This is a genomic window from Duganella vulcania, assembly GCF_009857655.1.
GTDB classification, from domain to species: domain Bacteria; phylum Pseudomonadota; class Gammaproteobacteria; order Burkholderiales; family Burkholderiaceae_D; genus Rugamonas; species Rugamonas vulcania.
This window is the reverse complement of record NZ_WWCX01000039.1, coordinates 26,020-49,851: the sequence shown is the minus strand read 5'-3', so window position 1 is coordinate 49,851 and position 23,832 is coordinate 26,020. Positions and strand designations below refer to the sequence as shown.

Genomic DNA, 23,832 nt, shown 5'->3' with positions numbered 1-23,832 from the left:
GCTCAAGGCGGCGACGCCGCCCTTGTTGTCGTTCCGCTGCTGGTCCGGGGACGGGCCAGCAGCGTTTCATTTTCATGCTGGACGTCGCGCCGCAACGCGTTGGCGCCGAACAGCATGTCGTCCACACGCCAGCCGGCGTCTTCCAGTGTCAGCACGAAGCGTATCTTGCGCCGGTAATTGTCGCCCTGGCCGGGGACGGCGTTGAAGGACACATCGACGTTGCCGTTGCCCGCGTAGGCCGCCTTGAAGCTGGCCTTGCCGAGGTTCAGGAGGCCGTCGCCATCGGCATCGTGGCCGCAAGTCCCGTCGTTGCGCGCCAGCTTGCCGCACAGCTCGTGGTTGGTGGCCAGCAGGTCTTCCAGTTCGGTCGAGTAGAAGGTGCCGGGTGGCGGCGGCGCGCGCCGCGTATCGCCGAGGTGGCTGCTGTAGAACCGGGTGATGAAATCGACCTGCTGCCGCTCCGAGCGGGCCTTGTAGGCCATCAGCGACGCCACCGCGATGGCCGTGGCGCCCGCCACTGCGGCGATGGGCAGGTAGTGTTTTTTATTGAATGACATGACGGGCTCCCGAGACGATGACTTTGCTCAAATCGATTTTGCTGATCCACCAGGCCTGGTCCTGAAAGGTGTAGCTCAGGGCATCCAGGACAACGACCTTGCCTTCCTCTGCCGGCTCGGCCGGGACGCGGGCCATCGTAGGGATGACGAAACGGTGATCGTCGTCGGGATCGTCGCCGACCCGGTTGTAGTGGGCCGCATGCCAGTCGGCGATGGTCTGGCGTACTTTCGGGTCATCCTTTTGCGCGGTCGAACAGAGGCCGTCTTTGCCGCACAACTGAACCGGGTATTTGATGTAGCGCTCGGCGTCGGCCAGCGTATTCTCATTCTTCAGTACTTGAAAGACCTTGCCGGCGGTGACTTGGATGTCCCCTGCCCTGAAGAGCCGGCTTTGGATATCTTCCTCGACGTCCTGGCGCATGCTGTTGTCGGTGGAAAAATAGCCCCAACGGCTGTACAGGATATTTGCCACGCGCCAGCCCTCCGCCTGCTTGACCAACAGGTAGCGCCGTCCGACGGGAATGCTGTCCTCGGATGGGGGTTTGTCGAGGACGTCAACAGTGGTGCCTCCGAAATGGACCTCCCGCAGTCCGGCTTTGTCGAAGGTGAAGCCGCCCGCATCTGAAGCCGCGGTGGGGCTCAATGTCTCCGCGATATCGTCGCAGCGGCCGCCATCTCGCGCCAGCCTTTCGCAGAGCTGTCGCCGGGTGGCTAGCAGCTGGGCCAGCTGCCGCGAAAAATACGCCTCGGGCGGCGGCCGGCGTTGCCCGTCGGGGACGGAAAGGTACTCGTTGTAGTATTTTTTGACGAACTCCATCTGCTGTTCGTACTCGTTGGTTTGCGTCGTGTACGCAGTCAGCGCGACACTGGCCAAGGCAACGGCGCCCAGCGCCAGGATAATCCGGCCAAAGCTGTTTTCGGTGAAACGCATGGCAGTCCCCAAGGAAGATGCATTGCTGCATTGTCCTTGAGGCTGGCGCGGGGCGAATTGCCCTAAATCAAGATGGGTGAGCGGAGGGGCGCCGCCGCGTTGCGCGGCGGCGACCGCGTTACTTCAGCAGCGGCACCAGGTACTTGCCGGTCACGCTGGCGGGGTTGGCCGCCACGTCTTCCGGCGTGCCGGCGGCGATGATCTTGCCGCCGCCCGCGCCGCCTTCCGGTCCCAGGTCGACGATCCAGTCGGCCGTCTTGATCACGTCCAGGTTGTGCTCGATGATGACCAGCGTGTTGCCCTGGTCGCGCAGGCGGTGGATCACCTTCAGCAGCAAATCGATGTCGTGGAAGTGCAGGCCGGTGGTCGGCTCGTCCAGGATGTACAAGGTGCGGCCGGTGTCGCGCTTGGACAGCTCCAGCGACAGCTTGACGCGCTGCGCCTCGCCGCCCGACAGCGTGGTGGCGCTCTGCCCCAGCTTGATGTAGCCCAGGCCCACGTCCAGCAGCGTGTGCAGCTTGCGCGCGATCAGCGGCACCGGCTTGAAGAACTCGTGCGCATCCTCGACCGTCATGTCGAGGATCTCGGTGATGTTCTTGCCCTTGTACTGCACTTCCAGCGTTTCGCGGTTGTAGCGCTTGCCGTGGCAGACGTCGCACGGCACGTACACGTCCGGCAGGAAGTGCATCTCGACCTTGATCACGCCGTCGCCCTGGCACGCTTCGCAGCGGCCGCCCTTGACGTTGAACGAGAAGCGCCCGGCGCTGTAGCCGCGCTCCTTGGCGGTCGGCACGGTGGCGAACAGGTCGCGGATCGGCGTGAACAGGCCGGTGTAGGTGGCCGGGTTCGAGCGCGGCGTGCGGCCGATCGGCGCCTGGTCGACCGCGATCACCTTGTCGAAGTGCTCCAGGCCGCTGATGGCGTCGTGCGGCGACGGCTCGGTCTGCGAGCCGTACAGGTGGCGCGACAGCGCCGGGTACAGCGTGTCGTTGATCAGCGAGGACTTGCCGGAGCCGGACACGCCGGTCACGCACGTCATCAGGCCGACCGGCAGGTGCAGGTTGACCTTCTTCAGGTTGTTGCCGGTGGCGCCGGTGATCACCAGCTGCTTGTCCGGGTCGGCCACGTGGCGCTTCTTCGGCACGGCGATCTTCAGCGTGCCTTTCAGGTACTGGGCCGTCAGCGAATTCTTGTTCTTCAGGATGTCGGTCAGCGTGCCCTGGGCGATGATGTCGCCGCCGTGCACGCCGGCGCCCTTGCCCATGTCGACGATGTAGTCGGCGGTGCGGATCGCGTCCTCGTCGTGCTCCACCACCAGCACGCTGTTGCCGATGTCGCGCAGGTGCTTGAGCGTTTCGATCAGGCGGTCGTTGTCGCGCTGGTGCAGGCCGATCGACGGCTCGTCGAGCACGTACATCACGCCGGTCAGGCCGGAGCCGATCTGCGAGGCCAGGCGGATGCGCTGCGCCTCGCCGCCGGACAGGGTGTCGGCGCTGCGGTCCAGCGACAGGTAGTCCAGGCCGACGTTGTTGAGGAACTGCAGGCGCGAGATGATCTCCTTGATCACGCGGTCGGCGATCTCCTTTTTCGCGCCCTTCAGCTTCAGTTGTTCGAAGAAGGACAGCGTGTCGCGCAAAGGTTTTTCGGCGATCTCGTAGATGGCCTTCTCCTGCTTGCCTGTGCCGACCTTGACGTAGCGCGCCTCGACCCGCAGCCGAGCGCCGTCGCACGACGGGCATTTCTTCTCGTTGATGAACTTGGCCAGTTCCTCTTTCACCGCCATCGAGTCGGTCTCGCGGTAGCGGCGCGCCAGGTTGGTGACCACGCCTTCGAAGGCGTGCTCCTTGACCACCGTGCGGCCGCGCTCGTTGACGTAGGTGAACGGGATCTGCGTCTTGCCCGAGCCGTGCAGGATCACTTCCTGCGCGGTCTTGGGCAGCTGTTCGTACGGCAGGTCCAGGTCGAACTCGTAGTAGGCCGCCAGGTTGGACAGCATCTGGAAGTAGAACTGGTTGCGGCGGTCCCAGCCCTTGACCGCGCCGGACGCCAGCGACAGGTTGGGGAAGGCGACGATGCGCTTGGGATCGAAGAACTCGATGTGGCCGAGGCCGTCGCATTCGGGGCAGGCGCCCATCGGATTGTTGAACGAGAACAGGCGCGGTTCCAGTTCCTGCAGCGAATAGCCGCACTCGTTGCAGGCGAACTTGTTGGAGAATACCTGCTCCGCGCCGCTGTCCATTTCCAATGCCACGGCGCGGCCGTCGGCCAGGCGCAGCGCGGTCTCGAAGCTCTCGGCCAGGCGCTGCTTGATGTCGGCGCTGACCTTGACGCGGTCGATCACCACGTCGATGGTGTGCTTCTCGGTTTTCTTCAGCTTGGGCAGGTCGTCCACCTCGTAGATCTTGGCGTCGTGGGTGCCGCTCTGCACGCGGAAGCGCACGAAGCCCTGCGCCTGCATCTGCTCGAACAGGTCGGAGTGCTCGCCCTTGCGGTTGGCCACCACCGGCGCCAGGATCATCAGCTTGGTCCCTTCCGGCATGGCCAGCACGGCGTCCACCATCTGCGACACGGTCTGCGCGGCCAGCGCGTGCTCCGGGTGGTTGATGCAGTACGGCGTGCCGACGCGCGCGTACAGCAGGCGCAGGTAGTCGTGGATCTCGGTCACGGTGCCCACCGTCGAGCGCGGATTGTGCGAGGTGGCCTTCTGCTCGATCGAGATGGCCGGCGACAGGCCCTCGATCAGGTCGACGTCCGGCTTTTCCATCAGTTGCAGGAACTGGCGGGCGTAGGCCGACAGCGATTCCACATAGCGGCGCTGGCCCTCGGCGTACAGCGTGTCGAACGCCAGCGAGGACTTGCCGGAGCCGGACAGGCCGGTGATCACGATGAGCTTGTTGCGCGGCAGGTCGAGGTTGATGTTCTTGAGGTTGTGCGTGCGTGCGCCGCGGATGCGGATCTGTTCCATGGATTTTTTGCCTTTCGGGTCAACCCGCTACTATAGCTGGGTTTGAATATATGCGCCGACCTTGCGCCAGATCGAACTTGGGCGTCGCGGCACTGTATATAATACCAGTATTTTCTTGAGCGGTTGCAATGCAAATTTTGGCGGGTGGGTGGCCCGTTCGACTATAATCGCTGTTTGCGCACTACATAAACAGCCCGCTTGAGGCGGCCGCCGTTACTCAGGAGTTTTATACATGGCATCAGTCAACAAAGTCATCATCGTCGGCAATCTGGGTCGCGACCCGGAAATTCGCTACATGCCCAGCGGTGACGCGATCGCCAACATTGCTGTGGCGACATCGTACAAATCGAAGGACCGCAACACCGGTGAGCAGAAAGAGCTCACCGAATGGCACCGCATCTCATTCTTCGGCCGCCTGGCTGAAATCGTCGGCCAGTACCTGAAAAAAGGGTCGTCGGTCTACGTCGAAGGCCGCCTGCAGACCCGCAAGTACACCGATAAAGACGGCGTCGAGAAATACGCGACCGACATCATCGCCGAGCAGATGCAAATGCTGGGTGGCCGTCAAGGCATGGGCGGCGACGCCGGCATGGACGACGGCGGCTACGAAGCCCCGCCGCAGCGCCAGGCCCCGGCCCCGCGTCCGCAGATGGCGCCACCGGCACCAGCCCCACGCCCGGCCCCGCGCCCGGCGCCGAACTTCTCGGACATGGATGACGACATCCCGTTCTGAGACCCAGTTAGATAGTAGATGTAAACTACGCCTTGCAAGTCATTGATTTGCAAGGCGTTTTTCATTGTTTACACTTTTATCTTGACACCGCCTTGAGCCAACATATAACCTAGTCGCCAATATTGTAAACAATGGCGAGATGATGTCACGGTATGAGGTTGGCCTGGTTGATATGGGGAATGGTGAAAAAATGCCATTGCTCATTGACTCTACAACGGGTGTCGGGCTGTACGAGCCTACAGCGTTCTCTCTCGCTCTACGCTCAACAGGAGCCAAACGCAACACTCTAACCATAGCGCTTAGAGCTGTTCAATTCCTCTATGAATCAATCAGCGATGCTGGTTTCGACTTAATGGAGCGGGCAAAAAATAATGATTTACTCACGCTCGGTGAGGTTGAAGCGCTCGTCGCTCAATGTAAATATTTTAAATCTGACTTGCCCGAATCGGATAATACAAAAACCTATAGCAATGTCTCAGCTATCGGTGGAAAATTGCGACGTAAAGTTTTATATGGCACTAAGCCGGTCAAAAATGGAACGACTGCAAGTCGGCTGATTTATATAACTGCTTATATCACTTGGTTTTCCGATTACGTATTTATGTTGAAAACTCCAGAGAATCGCATGGAATTCAAAACGGTTTCGGAGAAAGTGATCAAAGCACTCAAGGCGCGCACACCAAAGAAATCGAGCAAAAAGGTAAAAAAAGGAATAACTAAAAAACAAGAGTCTTTGTTGCTCGAAGTTGTCGGCCCCGCTGCACCTGGAAATCCTTGGAATGGTGAGTTCGTTAGAAAGAGAAATAACTTAATTATTAGGATCTTGCTTAGTTTTGGGATTCGAAAAGGCGAGCTTTTAGGGTTGAAAATAAAAGATATAAGTTTTAAAGATAATACGGTATTCGTTGCGCGTCGCCCAGATGACCCAGAAGACCCTAGAAAACGTCAGCCTGAAGCCAAAACGGCTGAGAGAATACTACCGATGGGGCCTAGCCTTGTTGAGCTGTTGAAGCAGTATTTGGTTGATCGAAATAATTTGGACGCCGCGAGGCGACATCCATTTGTTATCGTAAGCGACGATGGCGCACCATTAGCTTTAAACTCGGTAGATTATTTATTTTCAACATTGAGAAATGCTTTTCCAGCACTGGCTCCAATTAGTGCTCACATATTAAGACATACGTGGAATGACCGTTTCTCGGAGGTGGCTTCCAAGATGATGAATCCAGCGGAGGAGAAAAAGGCTCGGAACTATTTTATGGGTTGGAGCGAAGAGTCTGAAATGGCCGAGAATTACACAGTTCGATTTGTCCAAGAACTAGGTTATGAGGCAATGTCGAAAATGCAAGATGTAATGTATGCGATGGGAAATAAATGATTCAGAATAATTTGAAATTTGATGATGAGTTGCCACGAGTTTCTAGTTCTTCGCAGGAGAAAGATGAATGGAGAGATATAAGCGAAGAATTGCCTCCGATTCTTATTCTAAGAAGCGGCGGTCGTATCAATCCAAGAGATATCCATTGGTCGTTTATTGATGGGGTTACGCCAGTCTCTATTAATTTCGCCTCACTGCCATTTCAGGTCGAGCCTTTAATAATTAATTTAAAGAGAGTTCTAATTGACGCGCTCGAAAGAAATTCGCCGTCATATGCTATCAATCTATTTCGGTCTTTTGCGCGATTGGCAAGTTTGATCGCAGAGGTTACTAAAGATCCTATTCATGAAATTTCTCAGTGGCATATTTCGAACTTCATTGGAAAATATTCGCTCAATGATCCACTCGGCAGAGTTGGTCAACTATCCGCACTTATCACGCGTTGGTCAAAAATGGATTACCCTGGCGTGACAGAAGATGCAGTGAAGCTGTTATCCAAGGTGAAGAAAAAAGGGAATGTCAAAGGTGAAGCGGTCAGAACTCTTGATCCAGTCGATGGCCCATTTACTGAATACGAGCTTCAACAATTAATTAGCGAGCTGAACAATGCATATGCTACACGACAGTTGGAGGAGCAATTTTATTATCTAGTTTGGCTTGCAATTTTAACTGGCCAGCGAGTGTCCCAATACTGTGCGCTTAAGGTAAAAGATTTAATAAGAACTGTTGATGACCAAGGCGACGTTAGTTATGAAATTCTTATTCCGAAAGCCAAGCAGCGAGACGAATTGATTCGGGATTCGTTTTTATCTCGTCCTTTGACGATCCAGTTCGGTGAGAAATTATGGAGCTATAGCCAGCGTGTTATTAGCCAAAATCCAACCCTTAAAAGTGAGGCGGCGCTTTTTCCGTCCCCGGTTGAGTATAGAGTTCGTGAGCAGCTAAATCCACAGTTTAATGGCCATTGGAACTCTCCTGATTTATCTAGGGCGTTTCGAGAAGCTCTAGCCGATATTGCACCGATCAGCCCGCGTACTATGGAGCCAATGAATCTGGCAATTGGGCGGTTTAGGGATACGTTAGGCACACGTGCTGCTCAAGAGGGATTCGGGGAACTCGTTATCGCCGAGATTCTTGGTCACAGCGATACACAAAACGTTGGAGCCTACGTTGCTGTGATACCGGAAATTGCGAATCGGCTCGATGAGCAAATTGGTGGTGACCTCGCGCCGATCGCACGTGCTTTTTTAGGGGCGATTCTGATCCGTCCAGAGGACGCTACGCGAGCGGAAGACCCATCGAGCACAATTATCGACTATCGGCATTCCAGAGGTGGGGTAGGCAGTTGCGGAACGAAGTATGACTGCAAATTCCGTGCGCCTCTTGCTTGTTACACTTGTTTTAATTTTGAAGCTTGGTTGGATGGACCGCATGAACAATTGCTCGACCATCTGGTGCAGGAACGTGAGCGGCTATTGACGACTTCCGGCCCCAGGGTTGCTGCAATTAATGACTTGACTATATCTGCAATTCGAAGTGTTATTCGTGAATGCAATCTGATAAAAAGTGGCATTACCAAGAGTGATTCTGATGAGTAATGAAAACGTTTTTGTTTTTACTCGCCGCGCAGATCTGAGCGCCAAGCAAAATCTTGATTTATTTATTCAACGTTGCAGAGATGATTTAGTGACGTTTGGAAAAAATATATCGTTCGATAATACTGTATGGAATGTTAGTGATTCGATCCATCTGAAAGGACGCAAGAAGGACGTTCGCGTAATTTTCTCAAGTTATGCAGCTGCCAAAGCCGGAGCGGAAATCCCTGCGATGTCGGAAAATTACCGCTCCTTTGCAATGGCATATTTCAGGTATTCCTTCAGTCTACGCCCTACTACAGCATGGGCCAACCGCTTGACTGCTCTCCGTGCTATCGATGAGGTTTTAACTCGACGCGGGTTAAATGGGCAAGTTACACTTATTAGCCATGATTTGCTCGATGATGCACGCTCATTGATCATTGACGGATATTCACATGATGTTGCCGTGCACGTAGCAGCGGAACTCCAGGCTATTAGTGATTTTCTAATTGAAAATGAGTTTGTTTCGTACAGAGTACAGTGGCGGAAGGGCATAAGCCGTAATCGTGATTCAGGAACACGTGTTGGGGCTGAGGCCGAAAAAGCCCGACTTGAGAAAATGCCGAGTCCTCGCGCAATTGAGGCTATGGCCCATCTCTTTTGTCACGCGAATGAACCGGATGAATTATACGTCGGGGCCACGCTCGCACTTTTGCATTGTGCCCCACAACGCATCAATGAGACTGTTAGGCTGGCGGTGGGATGCGAAGTTGAGTCCCCAGATTTGAGCCAAGTATCTCATTATGGCCTGCGTTTACCTCCATCTAAAGGATATAGAGACGAGATCCGTTGGATCGTTCCGACGATGGTGGAAGTGGCGCAAAGAGCTATAGCGATGCTTTCGAAAGCCTCAGAAGAGGCTCGAAAGATCGCGTTGTGGTACGAAGACAATCCCAACGACGTGTATCTCCCGGATGCATTGGAATACCTACGCGGCAATGACCAAATTGACTTGTCCGAGATTAGTACAATCCTTTACGGAAAAGTGAACGAGCATAATGCCAAAGCTTGGTGCGGACGCGAAAAAGTTCGAGTAGTCAAGCCGGGTTCGGGCTTGTACTTATTCCGCGACGTTCAAGCGGCAATAATCAATAAGCTCCCAAAATCCTTCCCGTATGTGGAAGGCGACTTGCGATTCAGCCAATCGCTGTATACCTGCCGACGATTTGAGTTAGATGCGACCCTCGGAACTTACCAGTGTCTCATTGATTACGTTACCTCTGACCAAATCGCCTCCAGAATTGGTGGAAGTGGTAGCGTAGCTCAAACCATATTTGAGCGCTTTAACCTCACTGAGGATGATGGTAGTCCTGTTGTCATTAATTCGCATCAAGTGAGGCATTATCTGAACACGTTAGCGCAGTCGAACAACGTTTCACAGATTGACATCGCCATGTGGTCGGGACGTGCGGATGTTTTTCAGAATGCTGCTTATGATCACGTTTCTGGCGAAGAAATTGTGAGTCGAGTACGCGACGTTGTTGCTCAATCTAACTTGAATGTATTCGGCGGCGACTTAAATGTTCGAAAGATTCGCGTTATCTCACGGCGAGACGAGGCTACTGGGAACCTCCAGTACAAAAGCGCGCACATTACTGACTATGGCATGTGCATGCATGACTATGCCTCGTCGCCATGCCAGATTCATCTAGACTGTCTAAATTGCAATGAGCTTGTTTGTGTTAAGGGTGATCAAGTGAAGTTGGCAAATCTTATTCGTTTCAAGGATGAAACTGAGGTATTGCTGGCCAACGCCGAAGCCGCTGAGAGAGACTCCGCTTACGGTGCTTCTCGATGGGTAGCGCATCAGCGCCAAACCCTCAATCATGCCAAGAAGCTGATTGCCATTTTGACTGACTCAAGTATCCCGGACGGTTCAATGGTCAAGCTTACAGGTATCAAACCGGCATCCAGGCTAGACCAAGCGGAAGCTATGCGGGGCGAAGCAAAGGTAATCTCTATGCCTGCTCGCATGAACAAATTATTGGAAAAGGTAAAGAGCCGTGGCTAAATCGAGAGGCCGTATCATAGATGATCTCGTTATTGAGGTAATTGAACACCTTCTGGATACGTGGCAAGGGAAGTTGACTTGGGATTTGTTGATCGCGGCCATCAAGGCATCGATTGCAACGCAATACACGAGGCAAGCTCTCGCTAACCATGAGCGCATCGCGCACGCATTTTCAGATCGACAAAAGGCTCTGCGAAATCGCGAAGAGTCGCCTCTTCCTGGGAGTCCTCAAGTTGCGGCTTTGATGAAGAAAATCGAAACCCTTGAAGCGGAGAACGCACGTCTTCAGCTTGAGTGTCAGAGACATCGTGCAATGTTTATCCGCTGGGTTTCTAATGCCCAGAAAAAGAACTTAACAGCGGAGGAATTGAACGCAGAATTGCCTCCAGCGCAACGAAGGGCTACCAGCGAAGAAAACGTCGTTCCTCTTACGAAGGCTAGGAAGAAGACGCGCAAGTAGTTCGGTCAAAACTGAATGCCCGTCCACCGTCCTAAGCTAGAGATAGCGAAGCTTTCTGCACCAGTTCAGGAAGCCTTCGCTAGCTTCTTCTGAAATTCCTTAATAAATTTTGAGACGTCGATGCCCAGCACCGCAGCTATTTCCAGGAATTCGGGCAGGTCGATTCTTCGCTCTCCACGCTCGTACTTGCTTACGAATGCTTGGGCCTTGCCAAGCTGATCTGCCACCTCACTTTGAAGCATCCCTTTCGATGCACGCGCATTGGTGAGCATCTCGCGAAAGATCTGGTATTTCAAGTCATGTAGTGAGTTAGCCATGCCATAAGGCTAAAACCGGTTGTGGAATATACCAAAACCGGTTTTGGTATATAATCGCCAGGAATTTCCATTTGGCAATATCTATGACCCTCAGATTTATTTGAGGGGTGATATCAAATTGACGGGCAAGAAATCTGACTATGACGACGTTTATCGCACGTGGGAAGTTAGGCGGCATCCCTGCTGGGATCTGGGATAAGAGCGGCAGCACAGTGTTTGCTTATCTAGAGGTGGGTGATCAGAGGATTGATGGAGTCTCTGTAGGGGTATACCTCGATGGTGCCCTCCAAGACTGCGTGGGAGAACAAGTCGAGCTGTCGTTCTGTCGGATCGGTAAAGGTCGGATCTATCTATGCGCTATCAAAGCCGAGAGCGGCAAGGTTATTAGCTTGCCAGATCCAAGCGGTACGCTTGTCACCGAAACTATCGTGTCTACAGTTGTTTTTGGTGTACTGGCACTCATCACCACCTTCTTGGTCAGCCCCATCTTGTTCGGGATACCTTTGTACGTATTCCGATCCCTTCTGAACTACATAAGCGACGCGGCCTTTGAGCACATGATGTTCGTGGCCATCGTTGGACTATGGGGCGCGCAGCTTACGTGGATGCTCTTCTATTCCAAGAGGTTTTCGCCTCGATTACGCATCCGCACAATTAACAAAGCTCGTACGGCATTGGACTAATGCCGTTTGCTCGTTCTCTCAACCACCTTAAAGGAAACAATGCATAAGAAAGCATGTGTGTTCGCTGCAATCGCGATCTCGACCCTGGTAAGCGCTTGTGGAGGCGGCGGAGGCGCTAACACGGTGACTACTGCGCCAACTGGCCCAACCACGCCAAGTGCCCCTATCGTAACCCCAGGCGACACCCAGACGACTGTTCCAGCGCTAACTTATGCGGCCACTAGCCAGGAGTACGCGTTCGTGTCGGCGCTGAACGACTTCCGCAGTAAGGTAGGTCTGGGTCTGCTGGCGCAGAACACCAAGCTGGACACGGCCTCGGCCAACCACCTGAGTTACCTCCTGGCGAATGACGTGAACAACGGTGGCACCGTCAACTTCAACAGCTACGACCCGGCCACTGGACGCTCGATGCTGCACATAGAAAACGGCGCTCTGGCCAAATTCACTGGGGTGCAGGAACTGGACCGTGTCAAGTTCGCTGGCTATGATGGTTCTTACGCTGGCGAGGAAGTTACTTTCGGCGGCAACCAGGGCGGCGCTGCGGCATTCGGTACGCTGGCACAAACCGTCTACCACCGCGCCGGTCTAATGCTCCAAAACGTGCGTGAAATCGGCGTGGCAGTCGGCACAGACAAATCGCAAACCGTGGTCATGGAAATGGGCCTGAAAACCAATCAGTCGGTCGCGTCGGACTACGTTGGCGTTTATCCTGCGAATGGTCAGACGGGCGTAGCGCTGCATGCGTATGTGGAAGCGCCTAATCCGTTCCCGGACCTGTCTACGGCCAACGATGACTTCCCGACTAAAACCAGCTATCCAATCAGCGTATCGGTCGTGACCGGCAATACCATTGCCGTGACAACCTTTACTGTGACCGAAGCTGGCCAGGCCGCTCCGATGGATGTACGTCTGATGACCCGCTCCAACGATCCCAACTCCTACTTGACCAGCAACGTTGCCTTCCTGATCGCTAAGGTTCCGTTCAAGTCGGCTACCACCTACAACGTGAAGTTCGTCGGCACCAACAACGGCGCGGCCTTTACCAAAGAATGGTCGTTCAAAACGAAATAAACGATTTGCGGGCCTTGGCTTGGTTAGTCACGTTTAATCTTAGATGATTATTGACATGAGTGAAGAACTATTTGAAATTAGTGTCGATGACATGCTATTTCATGTGGATGTTGTGCTTCCAGCTCGCTATTCTCGCGATCAGAAGTTCTCCCGGTATATTTCCTCGGATTTGAGATCCGTGATCGATTTTTTGACCACTCGTCATCCCACTGAAACTCGGGTAACTATGCAGTCCAAGTTCCTGGACGGGGAGGCATATACTTTGAGACGTGTGGCACAGATCTATTCTGGCATCGATCAACATGGGCGTCAGCAGTTCATTTGCAGGTGCGATGACGACGATGTTGTAATTGGTTCGTGTGATGACACGATAGACTTAGAAAATACCAGGTTGCTTTGGCCACGAGCAAGTCATCTAAGCTGGAATTCTTTACCGGCTATGAAAGGTATGTTGGGGTCTGCGAGCTGAGAGAGGCACGAGCCGGTGGGCTGGCATGGGAGTGCGACTGGCGACAACTTCCAAAAAAACCAATTATCTGATATCCGGCTATCTTGGCATTATCCGATATGCAGATAAAGGAACGCTATCTACATATTAGATACTTAGAATATGCTCACCCCACCGATTTCTCAACGACTCATTACCGCACCACAGCTTGGTCAGCTTCTCGTATCCGCTCGCAAGCACATGAAGCTTACGCAGACCGCTGTAGCGATCCGCGTCGGATTGAGTCAAAACCGTATATCTCATTTAGAGAAGCACGCCGATGAAATCAGCTTCAAGCAGTTGCTCAGTTGGTGCGCTGTACTTGAGCTAGACCTACATTTGGCAGTAAGAGATACCGGCGGCGCAAGCAGTTTGGCGGAGTGGTAATCCGAGACGAAAATGGGCAGTGCTGCACCAGGGATAAGCTACTTCAGGAGCAAGGGAGGAATCTGAAGTACGTTTCAACTAATCGGGAAAACGCTCGACGTGTGTTTCGCTTTTCCGCCCGTAATAGGTGACGTGTCTGCAGGCTAGCCAGACCGTGTAGCCGACACAGCCTGCCGCCTGTGACAGAGAATGGTTTGGCAGTCGGCAGATGCATCAAATACTGGCGGCTTAGTCGAAGCCTAGTCAAGCTGGTGGCAATAAATTTACCAGTCAGGTCATGAAGCGTAAAGATGACGAAAATCGCTAAGTTTCTCGCCAGACCATGCTGCAAATGCCTTTCTGAAGCTGGAACTATCATAGTATCCAAGTTTCGCAGCTATTTCTTCAATTGTCATTACATTATTTTTTAGGTAGGCGATTGCTTTAGACATACGCTGTTCGCTGACGATCTCACTAAATGTCGTGCCCTCATCTTTGAGTCGCCTACGTAAAGTCCTTGCATTCATAAGCAGCATATTTGCAGCGTCTTCAATGCCTAATTGTTTATCCAAATGAATTTGGACTAATCTAGCAATCTCGCTAGATAAAGTAATTCTTCGGCGTATTCGCTGCGCTTCATTTTCACACAAATCTAGAATTAATTTATGTGTAATGTGATCCGGGTTAAATCTTGCTGTCGGAGTCAGTGCGATATTAGGGTAGATCATCTCATTTCGATCACATCCAAACTGAACTTCGCATCCTAGTATTGATAAATAATCTAATGCATTTTTCGGTTTGGGATATTTCACCCGCACAAGTTTTAGTTTAAAGTCACTCCCGTACAAATCTTTGCAGAATCGCACAGAACTAGCGAGCTTTATTTCAATGGAAAATTTATATAGTGGATTATTAGGGTCATCTGAAAAATATGGAACAATCTGCCACACAGACTCCTTACTGCTGCTTTTATACGATACTCTGGTAAACGGATCGATGAAGTGGGCATATTTCTCAACAGTATCGATTAAATGCTGGCGATCGGGGCTGCTGATCATTGCATATCCATAAATGCCGCAAGCGACTAAGCCCAGGTGTCCTCCCACACGTATGCCCACATCAGGCGAAACCTTCAAGCAGTTTAACGCTATGCGCAATAGCTGTACTGCTGATACGCGGCCACTTCCTTTCCCCAGTGAAGCATCGCTGATACCTGTATTTGCTAGCACGTCGGCACTGTTTGCGCCATGTTGAAGCATGTCAGAGTGCAAAAAACTGACCCAGTGAAGTGAATATTCTTCGGCTGTGTGGCAAAACGGGAGTGATGAATTGAAAAATCTACTATATTCCCGAATTAAAGATTGCATGATGCCTTGTGTCCTCTACTGCCCTAAATCGTTTCCTACAATCACCTGTTCATTCATCATTATTAAACTTAAACTGCAATTTGGCAACTTTCATGCGAAATCGGCTGCATTCGCCATCATGTACATAGTGGTGCGAGTGATCTCGCCTGTGCTTCCACCAGAAATCGTTTCGACTGTTAACTGGCCGCTAGTGGGGACGGCGCCACTTAAGTGGCGGGAACAATATTAAATATAATTCTAGGGATCAAAGAAAAAATGAAATTGACAATTGCTCGAAAGCTGTATCTTCTCATTATCTTGGTTGTTGCCGGACTACTATTTTTAATGTTCGCTGGCATCCAAAAGATGAAAAAAATTCACGTGGAGGCTAGTTACTCGGCTGTTAACGTAGTGCCAAGCTTACTTATAATTGCACAGAATAATCAAAGCATGAATTCTGTGCGAATATCAACATGGAAATATTTGGCACTGAGCGAGGCGGCCGATAAGAGCGCCCTGACCAACTCCATGGAAGACGCTAAGCAAAAGGTAAAGGATGGAGTTCAGAAATATAGGGACAGTTTTATCGCGGATGAAAAAGACAGGGAATTGCTTAATTCTGTAAATGACGCATTTTCCAATTTTTTAGAGCTACAAGCAAAGGTAATAACACTTGCAAATTCAGGTATGTGGGATGATGCAAGAAAATTAATGAACAGTAACCAGCCTCTCGTTGATAAGCTTAACGCAAGTCTGGAAGCACATAGAAGGTACAACGAAAAAATAGCGGACCAGGCGACTGAGAATGCCTTAAAGACTATCAATAGCGCCACTTGGTCTGCTGGAGCCGTGAGTATGAGTGTCATATTAGTTGTGGCTGTGATGGGCATTTTGATAGCACGTAAAATCGTTAGTTCAATTTCTGATGCTGTAGAGGTAGCAGAGGCGATCGCATCTGGTGATCTAACAAAAAAAATATCTGTTACGTCAACGGATGAGATTGGCCTATTGATGCTGGCGATGTCTAAAATGAATGCTGGGCTCATTGAGATTGTGGGCAATGTTCGTACTGGCGTTAGCACGATTGCCGCAGCATCTAGTCAAATTGCAATGGGAAACATCGACCTCTCAGCTCGTACTGAAGCACAAGCTAGCTCGTTAGAAGAGACTGCGTCTGCCACAGAGGAACTGACCTCCACTGTGAAGCAAAATGCTGAGAACGCTCGCCAGGCTAATCAATTGGCATCGTCGGCGTCTACCGTCGCGGTGCAAGGGGGGGAGGTAGTTGGGCAAGTAGTATCCACTATGAGCGACATTAACGCTTCATCAGCAAAAATTGTCGACATCATTAATGTCATTGATGGCATTGCATTCCAGACGAATATACTTGCGCTTAACGCGGCAGTAGAGGCGGCACGTGCAGGTGAGCAAGGTCGAGGATTTGCAGTCGTCGCATCAGAAGTACGTAATCTTGCTCAACGTAGTGCCAGCGCAGCAAAGGAAATCAAGCAGCTTATTGATGATTCAGTCACTAAAGTTGATGTTGGAAGCAAACTGGTTGAACAGGCGGGGGCGACAATTCAAGAGGTTGTCAACAGCGTTCATCGTGTTAGTGACATTGTTGGCGAAATTACTTTAGCGAGCAATGAGCAAAGCGTAGGCATCGAACAGGTTAATGAAGCCATCGGTCAAATGGATCAGACAACTCAAGAAAATGCTGCTCTTGTTGAAGAGGCTGCCGCAGCAGCTCAGTCCCTCCGGGAGCAGGCGCATCAGTTGGAACAGACTGTTAGTCTATTTAAACTCGAATCAGATCAACATGGTCTTTACAAAACGCAATCGGTGTCTAGTCCTGTTAAGTCGATTACAAAGCCTGTATCAATAAAACTGGTGCCGACGCGAAAGAAACATCTTAGTCTGATTTCTGATGGCTCGAATGCAGGCTCCTGGGAACAATTCTAAGAACCATTTATCACATTTTTTGTGGGGTTTGTTTACTCAAACTCCATACAATTTGTTTCATCTTCAGAATAAAGTATGAAGAAAATTTCATTGCCGACTATCAATGGTGAGGGGGAGTACATTGATGCTGAGAACTTTCAATGGGCTTACATCTTCAAAAAAGATAGCGTCAAGTTTGTTCATTGTTTCATAGGTAAAAAACTCCATTTTTTACACTATTCACTTCCGCTAGAGAATTGGTTCAAAGAATCAGGTGTCTATTTGATAGAGTTTGGTAATGTAGCCGATGGGGGGAAGCTAGTCTTGGTAAATAACATACCTGAAAAATATAAAATTCCACATATGTGATGGTTTATTAAAATTCCCTCTTAAAGATAAATATTTATTAAAGTGAAAAATAATTTTTATCTGTTTTTTTTGAGAAATATGTTTTATTAAATAATATGTAGTGATCGCGACTTGATCTGACAGTTACCCGGTTTGAAGCCTGCGACTGTCAGGTCAGATTCAGTCGTTCAATGTGGTGATTTTATCGCGCCACGCCTCCTTTCCGTCAATTAGGGTTTGCATCGGTGTCCGTCCGCAGCACATCTTGCCCTGATGCGTACGCTCGTTGTTGTAGTAGGCGATCCAGTCGTCAAGGTCACGCTGAAGCTCTTCGATGCTGCGGTAAATCTTACGGCGGAAAGCGACCTGGTAGAACTCTTGTAGGATCGTCTTGTGGAAGCGTTCGCAGATGCCGTTTGTCTGGGGATGCCGGACTTTGGTCTTTGTGTGCTCGATGTCATTGAGGGCCAGGTAGAGCTGGTAGTCGTGCGACTCAGGCTTGCCGCAAAACTCGGTGCCACGATCCGTCAATATGCGAATGACGCCCATGCCTTGCTCGTCCATGAATGGCAGCACCCGGTCGTTTAGCAGATCGGCGGCCGTGATCGGTGTCTTGGTGCTGTAAAGCTTGGCTGCAGCCCACTTCGAATAAGTGTCCACGTAGGTTTGCTGGTAGATGCGTCCGACGCCCTTGATCGTTCCGACGTAGAAGGTGTCCTTGCTACCGAGATAGCCAGGATGGGCGGTTTCGATTTCACCGCAGGCCACATCATCCTCCTGCTTGCGCTCCAGCGCGGCAACCTGGGCTTCAGTCAGCACATCACCCGTTTGCGCGACATGGCGCTCAAGCGCTGCCAGGCGCTTTTTGAATGATTCCAGATCCCGGCGCAGCCAAACAGAACGCACTCCAGACGGGGAAATGAAAACGCCACGCTTACGCAGCTCGTTGGAGGCTCTGGCCTTTTGAGTTCTCTGCGGTGTAAAACTCTGTTGCGCTTGTTAGCTCAAAGGATTTATCGATCTGCTTCAAGATGCTGAGCAGACCAGAAGATAGAAGGTCGCCTGGCGCTGACAAAGTAAGCTGCTTGCACTCATGCCACATGACGCTGGCCGGCTCCGAGGCGGGAGTCGTTTGCTCAATACGTACGCCCGCAGCTATCTCGTAAACGATCTTTTGAAGTCAATTGGGGCGAAGATTTGTTAGTCAAAGCCCCATTGCCCTCCAGGTCGACTATACCTCGGCAGGTGGCCCGCTTGAGTCAGCTCGCGTTGACGCAAGCATTAACGGACTGCTAGCGTTTTCCGTTGATCTTGTCGAACATTTCTTGATACGCCGTTTGTCCTTTTTCCAACGCAAAGCGCTGAGGCAATACCCGCTGCACAAGAACCTCCTGAATCTCCGGTTGCGTTTCCAGAACGCACAGAACCTCATCAATGAATGCGGCGAGCGGCATCGCATTAGGATCGCTAGCTTGACGCTTCCCCATCAATTCAGTTTGCAGATACGGGGGAGCTATCTCGATTACATTAACGCTAGTTCCTTTAAGTTGATGGCGCAATGATTCGCTGAACGAATGGATCGCGGCCTTTGTTGCAGAGTAAGTGGGGGTAGCCGCCAAGGGGAGAAATGCGAGCCCAGATGAGACTGTGACAACGGTTGACTCGCGCTGCATGCGGAGTAGGGGCATTAATCCAGCTGTGAGAAGGATAGGGCCGAGGAAGTTCGTCTCGATAATTGCCTTCGCTGTTCTCGTATCAACTACATCTGCGGTCCAATCCTCTGAGTGCATTATCCCCGCATTATTGATGACTACGTTGAGGTGCGGATAATCGTGAGCAGCCTGTAGCACAAACCGATCAATATCCTTTGAGTCCGTGACGTCTAGTATCGCCGTTTGCATGCCAGGGTTAACTTGAGTTACTTCATCAAGTAGGGCTTGGCGGCGGCCTGCGATGATTACCTGATTGTCACGTTCGTGGAAGGCTTCAGCTAGTGCCCGTCCAATGCCAGAGCCTCCGCCAGTAATAAGGATTGTGTTTCCTGAAGTTTTCATGCAAGTTATCCCTTTAGCTCAGGCTGGTTAGAAGTGGGCGGAGAGGTGATTGGCGAATCGCTCTAAGTCCTTCTCAATTTGAGCATTCTTCATAACATCATAGGCCCAGAATGCTGGAACCTTATCGAGGCCGATCCATTTGAAATTCAAGTCGATAGGCAGAGTCAAATCGTCTTCACTTCGCCCTGAAAAATATTCTTGAGATTGATCATTGAACGCTTCCTTCGGTGCGTTGGCGGTTACCGACAACATATAGCGACCGTTAAGTAGTCCACCCATGCCATAGTTTTCTGTTGGGGCCTCTGCACTGCGGCCATCACCGGCAGACATCTTGCCCATCATTCCTGCAGTCCACACTTCATCGGTATACTTTTTGAAGATCCATGGTGTTCCCATCCAATTCAGTGGCGTCTGGACAAGGATGATGTCTGATGAAGTAATTTTTGCAATTTCAGTTGTCACGTCATAGCCTTCCGCAACGACAGTTTTTTGCACTTCGTAGCCTTTGTTTTGGAAGTGCCTAACTGCCATTTCCGCCAATGTTGCATTGAGTCGTCCTGCCGCGAATGCATATGGCAGATGTGCGTTGATGATATGAACTTTCTTCATAGTTTTCTCCTTAAGTAATCGGCGTGAATATTCTGTAGTTTAAACTACAAAATTGGGAAAAAAAATTATTCGAATTGGTCTACATAGGAATTGACAGCCTCCATCAATGAATCGAACTCAATGCCACTAGCAGCTTGAGTAGCAATGCCAGTAAGGACCATCGTGGTTAGCCGGGCCATTGCGTCAGGTTCACCTGGCAATGTTTTGTCGCCGCGCTGTTCAGCTTCACGAAAGCGAGCTGCTAGTGCGGCAGTATTGGCTTCGCGCTCAAAACGTAAAGCATCTCGTATGCCCGAAGCACTGTCACTTGAAACAAGTGCACTTTGCACTAGGAGGCAACCACGTGCAGTCGGATGGCTGGTTGCCGCCTTTGCCATGCCAGTTAGCAAATACTTGACTACTTCGCGAGCGGTATCCTGCGCCAACGCCTCACGCGTTGCAGCCTTTGCCAATGTTACATAGCGTTCAAGTACACGACGGAATAGTTCCTCTTTACTACCGAAAGCTGCGTAAAAGCTCGGTGGACTTATTCCCATTGCCCTAATAAGCTCGCCAAATGACGCTCCTTCGTATCCTTTCTCCGTGAAGAGATTTAAGGCGGTATCAATAGCAATCTCGATATCAAACTGACGTGGGCGGCCTGCCATGTGAACTTCCAAACTTTTGAGTACCGCAATTCTATAGCTGCGACTATAAAAAAGCAACTGAGCTGTGGAATGGGAGGTTGCGAGTTGTGCTCGGCATAATAGATTTAGCAACGTCAGTAGACCAAAGTGGTGGTCCTCTGAAATCTCCGTCCCAAAATTATGAAAACTTAACAACCATTTAGTAGTTTGATCGCTACCTTATGATTACGGTCGACCAGTGGTCATTAAGACCAGTAGCACATGATCCACAATTCCTGCCAGTCGTTCAGCCGCAACCGGCAATGAGGTTGGGCCAGATATGTAGATGAGTAAGGCAACCGCTGTGTCAGATATGTGACTGATCTTGGTATTAGTCAGTGGAGCATAGCCATAGTTGACGGCACGCTCTGCTACCCAAGTGATCTCTTTATGTACATATTCTACAAACCGGCTACGCAAGCTTTTGCCAAGTTCAGGTGATGAGCGAGCCACCTCCATAGCTGCCGTAACAATCGTTTGCTGACTGGATGAGCCACAGGCTTGCTCTAGCAATGCTAGCAGGTCATTTCGCAGAGAAGTGCCTGGATAAACAGGGCGCTTCGCATAGCCTATGGTCGCGATTGAGTCTGCAACGAGATCTTCCTTGGTAGTCCAGCGCCGGTAAATCGTTGCCTTTGATACGCCAGCACGAGTAGCCACCGCTGCCATGTTTAGACGGTGATAGCCGCTTTCCACCAGTAGTTCAAGAGTTGCGTTGATGATTGAATTATCACGGCTGACGTCCTGTGTACGTCCGCGTGATGACGGCGGCAGCCGATGACGGTGTTGTGTAGTTTTGTCTGTCAATTCACATGCTCCAGCGGTCGCAACGTAAAGAAAAGATATATGATACCATTCGGTTTCGGTACTCTATGGTTTCGTATATAAGGGGATTTCATGAAGCAACGTATTCTAGTAACCGCTGGTGCAGGAGATCAAGGACGAGCTGCAACGCGGCATTTAATCGCAGCAGGGCATACAGTCGTGGCTATGGATCGATTGCCCGCCGATGATCACAGGCCCCAGGAGTTGGTTGCTCTCGGGGCAGAGTATGTCCAGGCAGATCTTGCAGATGAGGCGCTGGTAGCAAAAGCGCTAACGGATGTATCCGTAGTGTTTTCAGTGCCTGTCGGCCCATTAGACAATGAGATGGCAAAGGTCGACAACGTGGCAATGCTTGTCAAGGCAGCAGAAAAGGCGGGTGTGGAAATGTTCATTCAGACCTCGACAGCCGCTGCTGAATATCACATTGGAGTGAGCGATTACGGCACTGGCCATACCTCAGATTCTTACGGTACAGCAAGGTTGCGGCTAGAGGCGTTGGTGCGTCGTTCTAACATTCCACAGTGGGTAATTCTGCGCCCTGTTGCGTTAATGGAAAACTTCATCGCGCCGAAGGTGCGGGGAATGTTTCCATGGCTCAAAGACGGCCGCTTGGATTCGGTGCATGAGGACTATATGCCCGCCCAACTGGTATCTGTACAGGATGTAGCTAAATTTGCGGTTGCTATTATCGCGGATCCATCACGCTTCGATCACGAGACCATTGACCTCTGTGGCGACGAGTTGACTATGCCAGAGGCGGCGCTAATTTTCAGCACACTAACTGACAAGCACGTAACTCATGCCCACCTTTCCATCACCCAAGCAATCGCAGCAGGTTTACGACCAGGCGTTGCTCATAGCCAAGAATGGGCGAATCGCGTTGGCTATCATGCCCCGTCTGCCGCTGACACAAAGGCACGCTGGGGGGTGGAAATGACGTCGTTCGAGCAGTGGGCATTGGCGCATCAAAATCAGATAGAAGTGAACCAATAAGCCACAGTTGACCGTAGTACGCGCCATGCAAAGTTGATCTGGTGCTGGGTGTTACTTCGCGCTGTTGTCGAGGACAAGAACGTTAGGCAGGAATCGAACTAAATTGGTCGGGTGTTGACTAACGTTCAACTGAATATACCCAGTTAGTTGTGAGGCATGTGTACAACCTCATATAAACTTCCCTTCCCCTAATGCGTCCACAGTAAGGCGTACGGCATGTGGAGTTTTGCCGGTCCAGACTTGGAAAGCTCTGGCGAACGAGTTGGAGTCTTCAAAACCCAATAGAAAAGAAATTTCGGCGCTCGACATTTCTGTATTCCGCAGGTAGTGATGTGCAAGCGACTGCCGGAGTCCATCGAGCGTTTGCTGGAAACTCGTCCCTTCGTCCTGGAGTCGGCGCTGAAGCGTACGGACGCTCACGGCAAGTTTTCGGCTCACAGATTGCATCGACACATCCCCCGCTGGTATTGCCTCCAACAGGGTTCCACGAACCCGCTCTGCCATACTGGCAGTCTTGTCCAGATCCGCTAGTCTCTGGCGTAAAGAGGGTTCAAAAAACAACCACATCTTGTGATTTTCTGTCAGGAACGGCCGCTCCATATCTTCATTTGAAAATACCAACGTAGTGAGCGGAGCGTCGGTCACAGCGATACCAAAGTAATGCTGATAAGCCTGCGCATTGTGGTGTTCATCACCGATTGAGGGCAAGCTGACCCGCAGAGGCTGTACGGGACTCCGTGTAGCCAACCTTGCAAGTTGGACAAAAAATACCAGCTTGAATGCCAGAAATACTGCCGGTGGCGTCAGCGTATGGTCCATGAAATCAACAGTCACCGTTGTGTGAGCAACACTGCGATCGATCTTGATGATCATTGGCGCAATCAATTTGACGTATTTGGCGATGCGGTCGAGCGCCCCCGCCAAATTTGCGCTGCATAGCGCAGCAAATAGCTCGGGATCGAACCAGTCGGACGACATGACCTTCGCGATTTGGAGCGCAGTCGGCAGTCCAGGATTATTGGATTCTGCCTCTGCTTCGATAGCTATCCACAGCTTAAAGAAATTTACCGAGTCCAGGCGGACATTTTGGCGGGCGAACAGATCCCCCGGTAGCTGTGCGCGCCGCAAAACTGGCGACGATGCAATACCGGCGTCCTGCATCAAGAGACGCCAGCCTGGCCAGATTGCATAGTCAAGCGTCTTGGCTTGGCGAGTAGTTGAATTATTGATGGATACAGTGTTCACGAGCTGAGTGTATCTCGCCAAATATGCCATAGCAACAGCGGAACGCGCCAATTTAAGGCGTGCATTGATTGGCGTGTTCCGCGACGAATTGGCGTGTTGCGCTAGTGAGGCTGGCGTGAATTGCAGGCAAAGTGACGGTAATGGTGAGGGCACAGGAATGACTGCCCTACGAATACTGCTACTACCAGCCACTTAACCTAACCAGTACGA

21 protein-coding genes and 1 pseudogene are annotated in these 23,832 nt (G+C 51.4%); 11 read left to right on the top strand and 11 right to left on the bottom strand.

Annotated features, from left to right (window positions below; all coding sequences use genetic code 11):
• Positions 1 to 2 precede the first annotated feature (2 nt).
• The 3 genes from GTP90_RS20015 to uvrA form a co-directional block, all read right to left on the bottom strand.
• Positions 3 to 557 (bottom strand): hypothetical protein, encoded by a 555-nt coding sequence (locus tag GTP90_RS20015; protein ID WP_161085184.1) that lies wholly within the window; start codon positions 555 to 557, stop codon positions 3 to 5.
• Positions 544 to 1,488 carry a hypothetical protein gene (locus GTP90_RS20010; RefSeq protein WP_161085183.1) on the bottom strand — a complete coding sequence of 315 codons (945 nt, stop codon included), beginning with the start codon at positions 1,486 to 1,488 and terminating at the stop codon, positions 544 to 546. The genes GTP90_RS20015 and GTP90_RS20010 overlap by 14 nt, the downstream gene beginning before the upstream one ends.
• Before the next feature lie 118 nt (positions 1,489 to 1,606).
• Positions 1,607 to 4,453, bottom strand: coding sequence for an excinuclease ABC subunit UvrA (gene uvrA / locus GTP90_RS20005; RefSeq protein WP_161085182.1), 2,847 nt, complete (start codon positions 4,451 to 4,453; stop codon positions 1,607 to 1,609).
• Between the two features lie 232 nt (positions 4,454 to 4,685).
• On the opposite strand from uvrA, the gene ssb reads away from it, so the two are divergent.
• The 5 genes from ssb (at position 4,686) to GTP90_RS19980 (ending at position 10,672) form a co-directional block, all read left to right on the top strand.
• On the top strand, positions 4,686 to 5,186 hold the full coding sequence (gene ssb, locus GTP90_RS20000) for a single-stranded DNA-binding protein (RefSeq protein WP_161085181.1): 501 nt from the start codon (positions 4,686 to 4,688) through the stop codon (positions 5,184 to 5,186).
• Positions 5,187 to 5,325: 139 nt separating this feature from the next.
• Positions 5,326 to 6,564 (top strand): tyrosine-type recombinase/integrase, encoded by a 1,239-nt coding sequence (locus GTP90_RS19995; RefSeq protein ID WP_161018094.1) that lies wholly within the window; start codon positions 5,326 to 5,328, stop codon positions 6,562 to 6,564.
• Positions 6,561 to 8,162 carry a site-specific integrase gene (locus GTP90_RS19990; RefSeq protein WP_161018095.1) on the top strand — a complete coding sequence of 534 codons (1,602 nt, stop codon included), beginning with the start codon at positions 6,561 to 6,563 and terminating at the stop codon, positions 8,160 to 8,162. The genes GTP90_RS19995 and GTP90_RS19990 overlap by 4 nt, the downstream gene beginning before the upstream one ends.
• The gene (locus tag GTP90_RS19985) at positions 8,155 to 10,212 is read left to right on the top strand and encodes a hypothetical protein (RefSeq protein WP_161018096.1); all 2,058 of its coding nucleotides are present in this window, start codon (positions 8,155 to 8,157) and stop codon (positions 10,210 to 10,212) included. The genes GTP90_RS19990 and GTP90_RS19985 overlap by 8 nt, the downstream gene beginning before the upstream one ends.
• Positions 10,205 to 10,672, top strand: coding sequence for a hypothetical protein (locus tag GTP90_RS19980; protein ID WP_161018097.1), 468 nt, complete (start codon positions 10,205 to 10,207; stop codon positions 10,670 to 10,672). Before GTP90_RS19985 ends, GTP90_RS19980 begins: the two co-directional genes overlap by 8 nt.
• A gap of 65 nt (positions 10,673 to 10,737) precedes the next feature.
• On the opposite strand, the gene GTP90_RS19975 is transcribed toward GTP90_RS19980, so the two are convergent.
• Positions 10,738 to 10,989, bottom strand: coding sequence for a helix-turn-helix domain-containing protein (locus GTP90_RS19975; protein WP_161018098.1), 252 nt, complete (start codon positions 10,987 to 10,989; stop codon positions 10,738 to 10,740).
• A 140-nt stretch (positions 10,990 to 11,129) separates the two neighbouring features.
• Between GTP90_RS19975 and GTP90_RS19970 the strand changes: the two genes are divergently transcribed.
• The 3 genes from GTP90_RS19970 (at position 11,130) to GTP90_RS19960 (ending at position 13,617) form a co-directional block, all read left to right on the top strand.
• Positions 11,130 to 11,672 carry a hypothetical protein gene (locus tag GTP90_RS19970; RefSeq protein WP_161018099.1) on the top strand — a complete coding sequence of 181 codons (543 nt, stop codon included), beginning with the start codon at positions 11,130 to 11,132 and terminating at the stop codon, positions 11,670 to 11,672.
• A 240-nt stretch (positions 11,673 to 11,912) separates the two neighbouring features.
• Positions 11,913 to 12,743 carry a CAP domain-containing protein gene (locus tag GTP90_RS19965; RefSeq protein WP_161018100.1) on the top strand — a complete coding sequence of 277 codons (831 nt, stop codon included), beginning with the start codon at positions 11,913 to 11,915 and terminating at the stop codon, positions 12,741 to 12,743.
• Positions 12,744 to 13,353: 610 nt separating this feature from the next.
• Positions 13,354 to 13,617: a helix-turn-helix domain-containing protein gene (locus GTP90_RS19960; RefSeq protein WP_161018101.1), complete on the top strand. Its 264-nt coding sequence runs from the start codon at positions 13,354 to 13,356 to the stop codon at positions 13,615 to 13,617.
• A 275-nt stretch (positions 13,618 to 13,892) separates the two neighbouring features.
• Here the strand turns inward: GTP90_RS19960 and GTP90_RS19955 are convergent, their stop codons facing one another.
• Complete coding sequence (locus tag GTP90_RS19955; RefSeq protein ID WP_161018102.1) at positions 13,893 to 14,963, bottom strand: AraC family transcriptional regulator; 1,071 nt, start codon at positions 14,961 to 14,963, stop codon at positions 13,893 to 13,895.
• A gap of 255 nt (positions 14,964 to 15,218) precedes the next feature.
• On the opposite strand from GTP90_RS19955, the gene GTP90_RS37010 reads away from it, so the two are divergent.
• Together GTP90_RS37010 and GTP90_RS19945 are read left to right on the top strand one after the other, a co-directional pair.
• On the top strand, positions 15,219 to 16,904 hold the full coding sequence (locus GTP90_RS37010; protein WP_161018103.1) for a methyl-accepting chemotaxis protein: 1,686 nt from the start codon (positions 15,219 to 15,221) through the stop codon (positions 16,902 to 16,904).
• 75 nt (positions 16,905 to 16,979) lie between these two features.
• On the top strand, positions 16,980 to 17,252 hold the full coding sequence (locus tag GTP90_RS19945) for a hypothetical protein (protein ID WP_161018104.1): 273 nt from the start codon (positions 16,980 to 16,982) through the stop codon (positions 17,250 to 17,252).
• Between the two features lie 159 nt (positions 17,253 to 17,411).
• Here the strand turns inward: GTP90_RS19945 and GTP90_RS19940 are convergent.
• The 5 genes and pseudogenes from GTP90_RS19940 to GTP90_RS19920 all read right to left on the bottom strand — a co-directional run.
• Positions 17,412 to 18,188: pseudogene (locus GTP90_RS19940) on the bottom strand (integrase core domain-containing protein); the annotation flags it as partial.
• Between the two features lie 335 nt (positions 18,189 to 18,523).
• Complete coding sequence (locus tag GTP90_RS19935; protein WP_161018105.1) at positions 18,524 to 19,285, bottom strand: SDR family oxidoreductase; 762 nt, start codon at positions 19,283 to 19,285, stop codon at positions 18,524 to 18,526.
• A gap of 27 nt (positions 19,286 to 19,312) precedes the next feature.
• A complete protein-coding gene (locus GTP90_RS19930) occupies positions 19,313 to 19,894 on the bottom strand; it encodes an NAD(P)H-dependent oxidoreductase (RefSeq protein ID WP_161018106.1) in 582 nt (193 codons plus the stop codon).
• Between the two features lie 65 nt (positions 19,895 to 19,959).
• The gene (locus GTP90_RS19925; protein WP_161018107.1) at positions 19,960 to 20,541 is read right to left on the bottom strand and encodes a TetR/AcrR family transcriptional regulator; all 582 of its coding nucleotides are present in this window, start codon (positions 20,539 to 20,541) and stop codon (positions 19,960 to 19,962) included.
• Between the two features lie 204 nt (positions 20,542 to 20,745).
• On the bottom strand, positions 20,746 to 21,366 hold the full coding sequence (locus GTP90_RS19920) for a TetR/AcrR family transcriptional regulator (protein WP_161018108.1): 621 nt from the start codon (positions 21,364 to 21,366) through the stop codon (positions 20,746 to 20,748).
• 90 nt (positions 21,367 to 21,456) lie between these two features.
• Between GTP90_RS19920 and GTP90_RS19915 the strand changes: the two genes are divergently transcribed.
• A complete protein-coding gene (locus GTP90_RS19915; RefSeq protein WP_161018109.1) occupies positions 21,457 to 22,377 on the top strand; it encodes an SDR family oxidoreductase in 921 nt (306 codons plus the stop codon).
• Between the two features lie 168 nt (positions 22,378 to 22,545).
• On the opposite strand, the gene GTP90_RS19910 is transcribed toward GTP90_RS19915, so the two are convergent.
• The gene (locus tag GTP90_RS19910) at positions 22,546 to 23,622 is read right to left on the bottom strand and encodes an AraC family transcriptional regulator (protein WP_371867125.1); all 1,077 of its coding nucleotides are present in this window, start codon (positions 23,620 to 23,622) and stop codon (positions 22,546 to 22,548) included.
• Positions 23,623 to 23,832 lie beyond the last annotated feature (210 nt).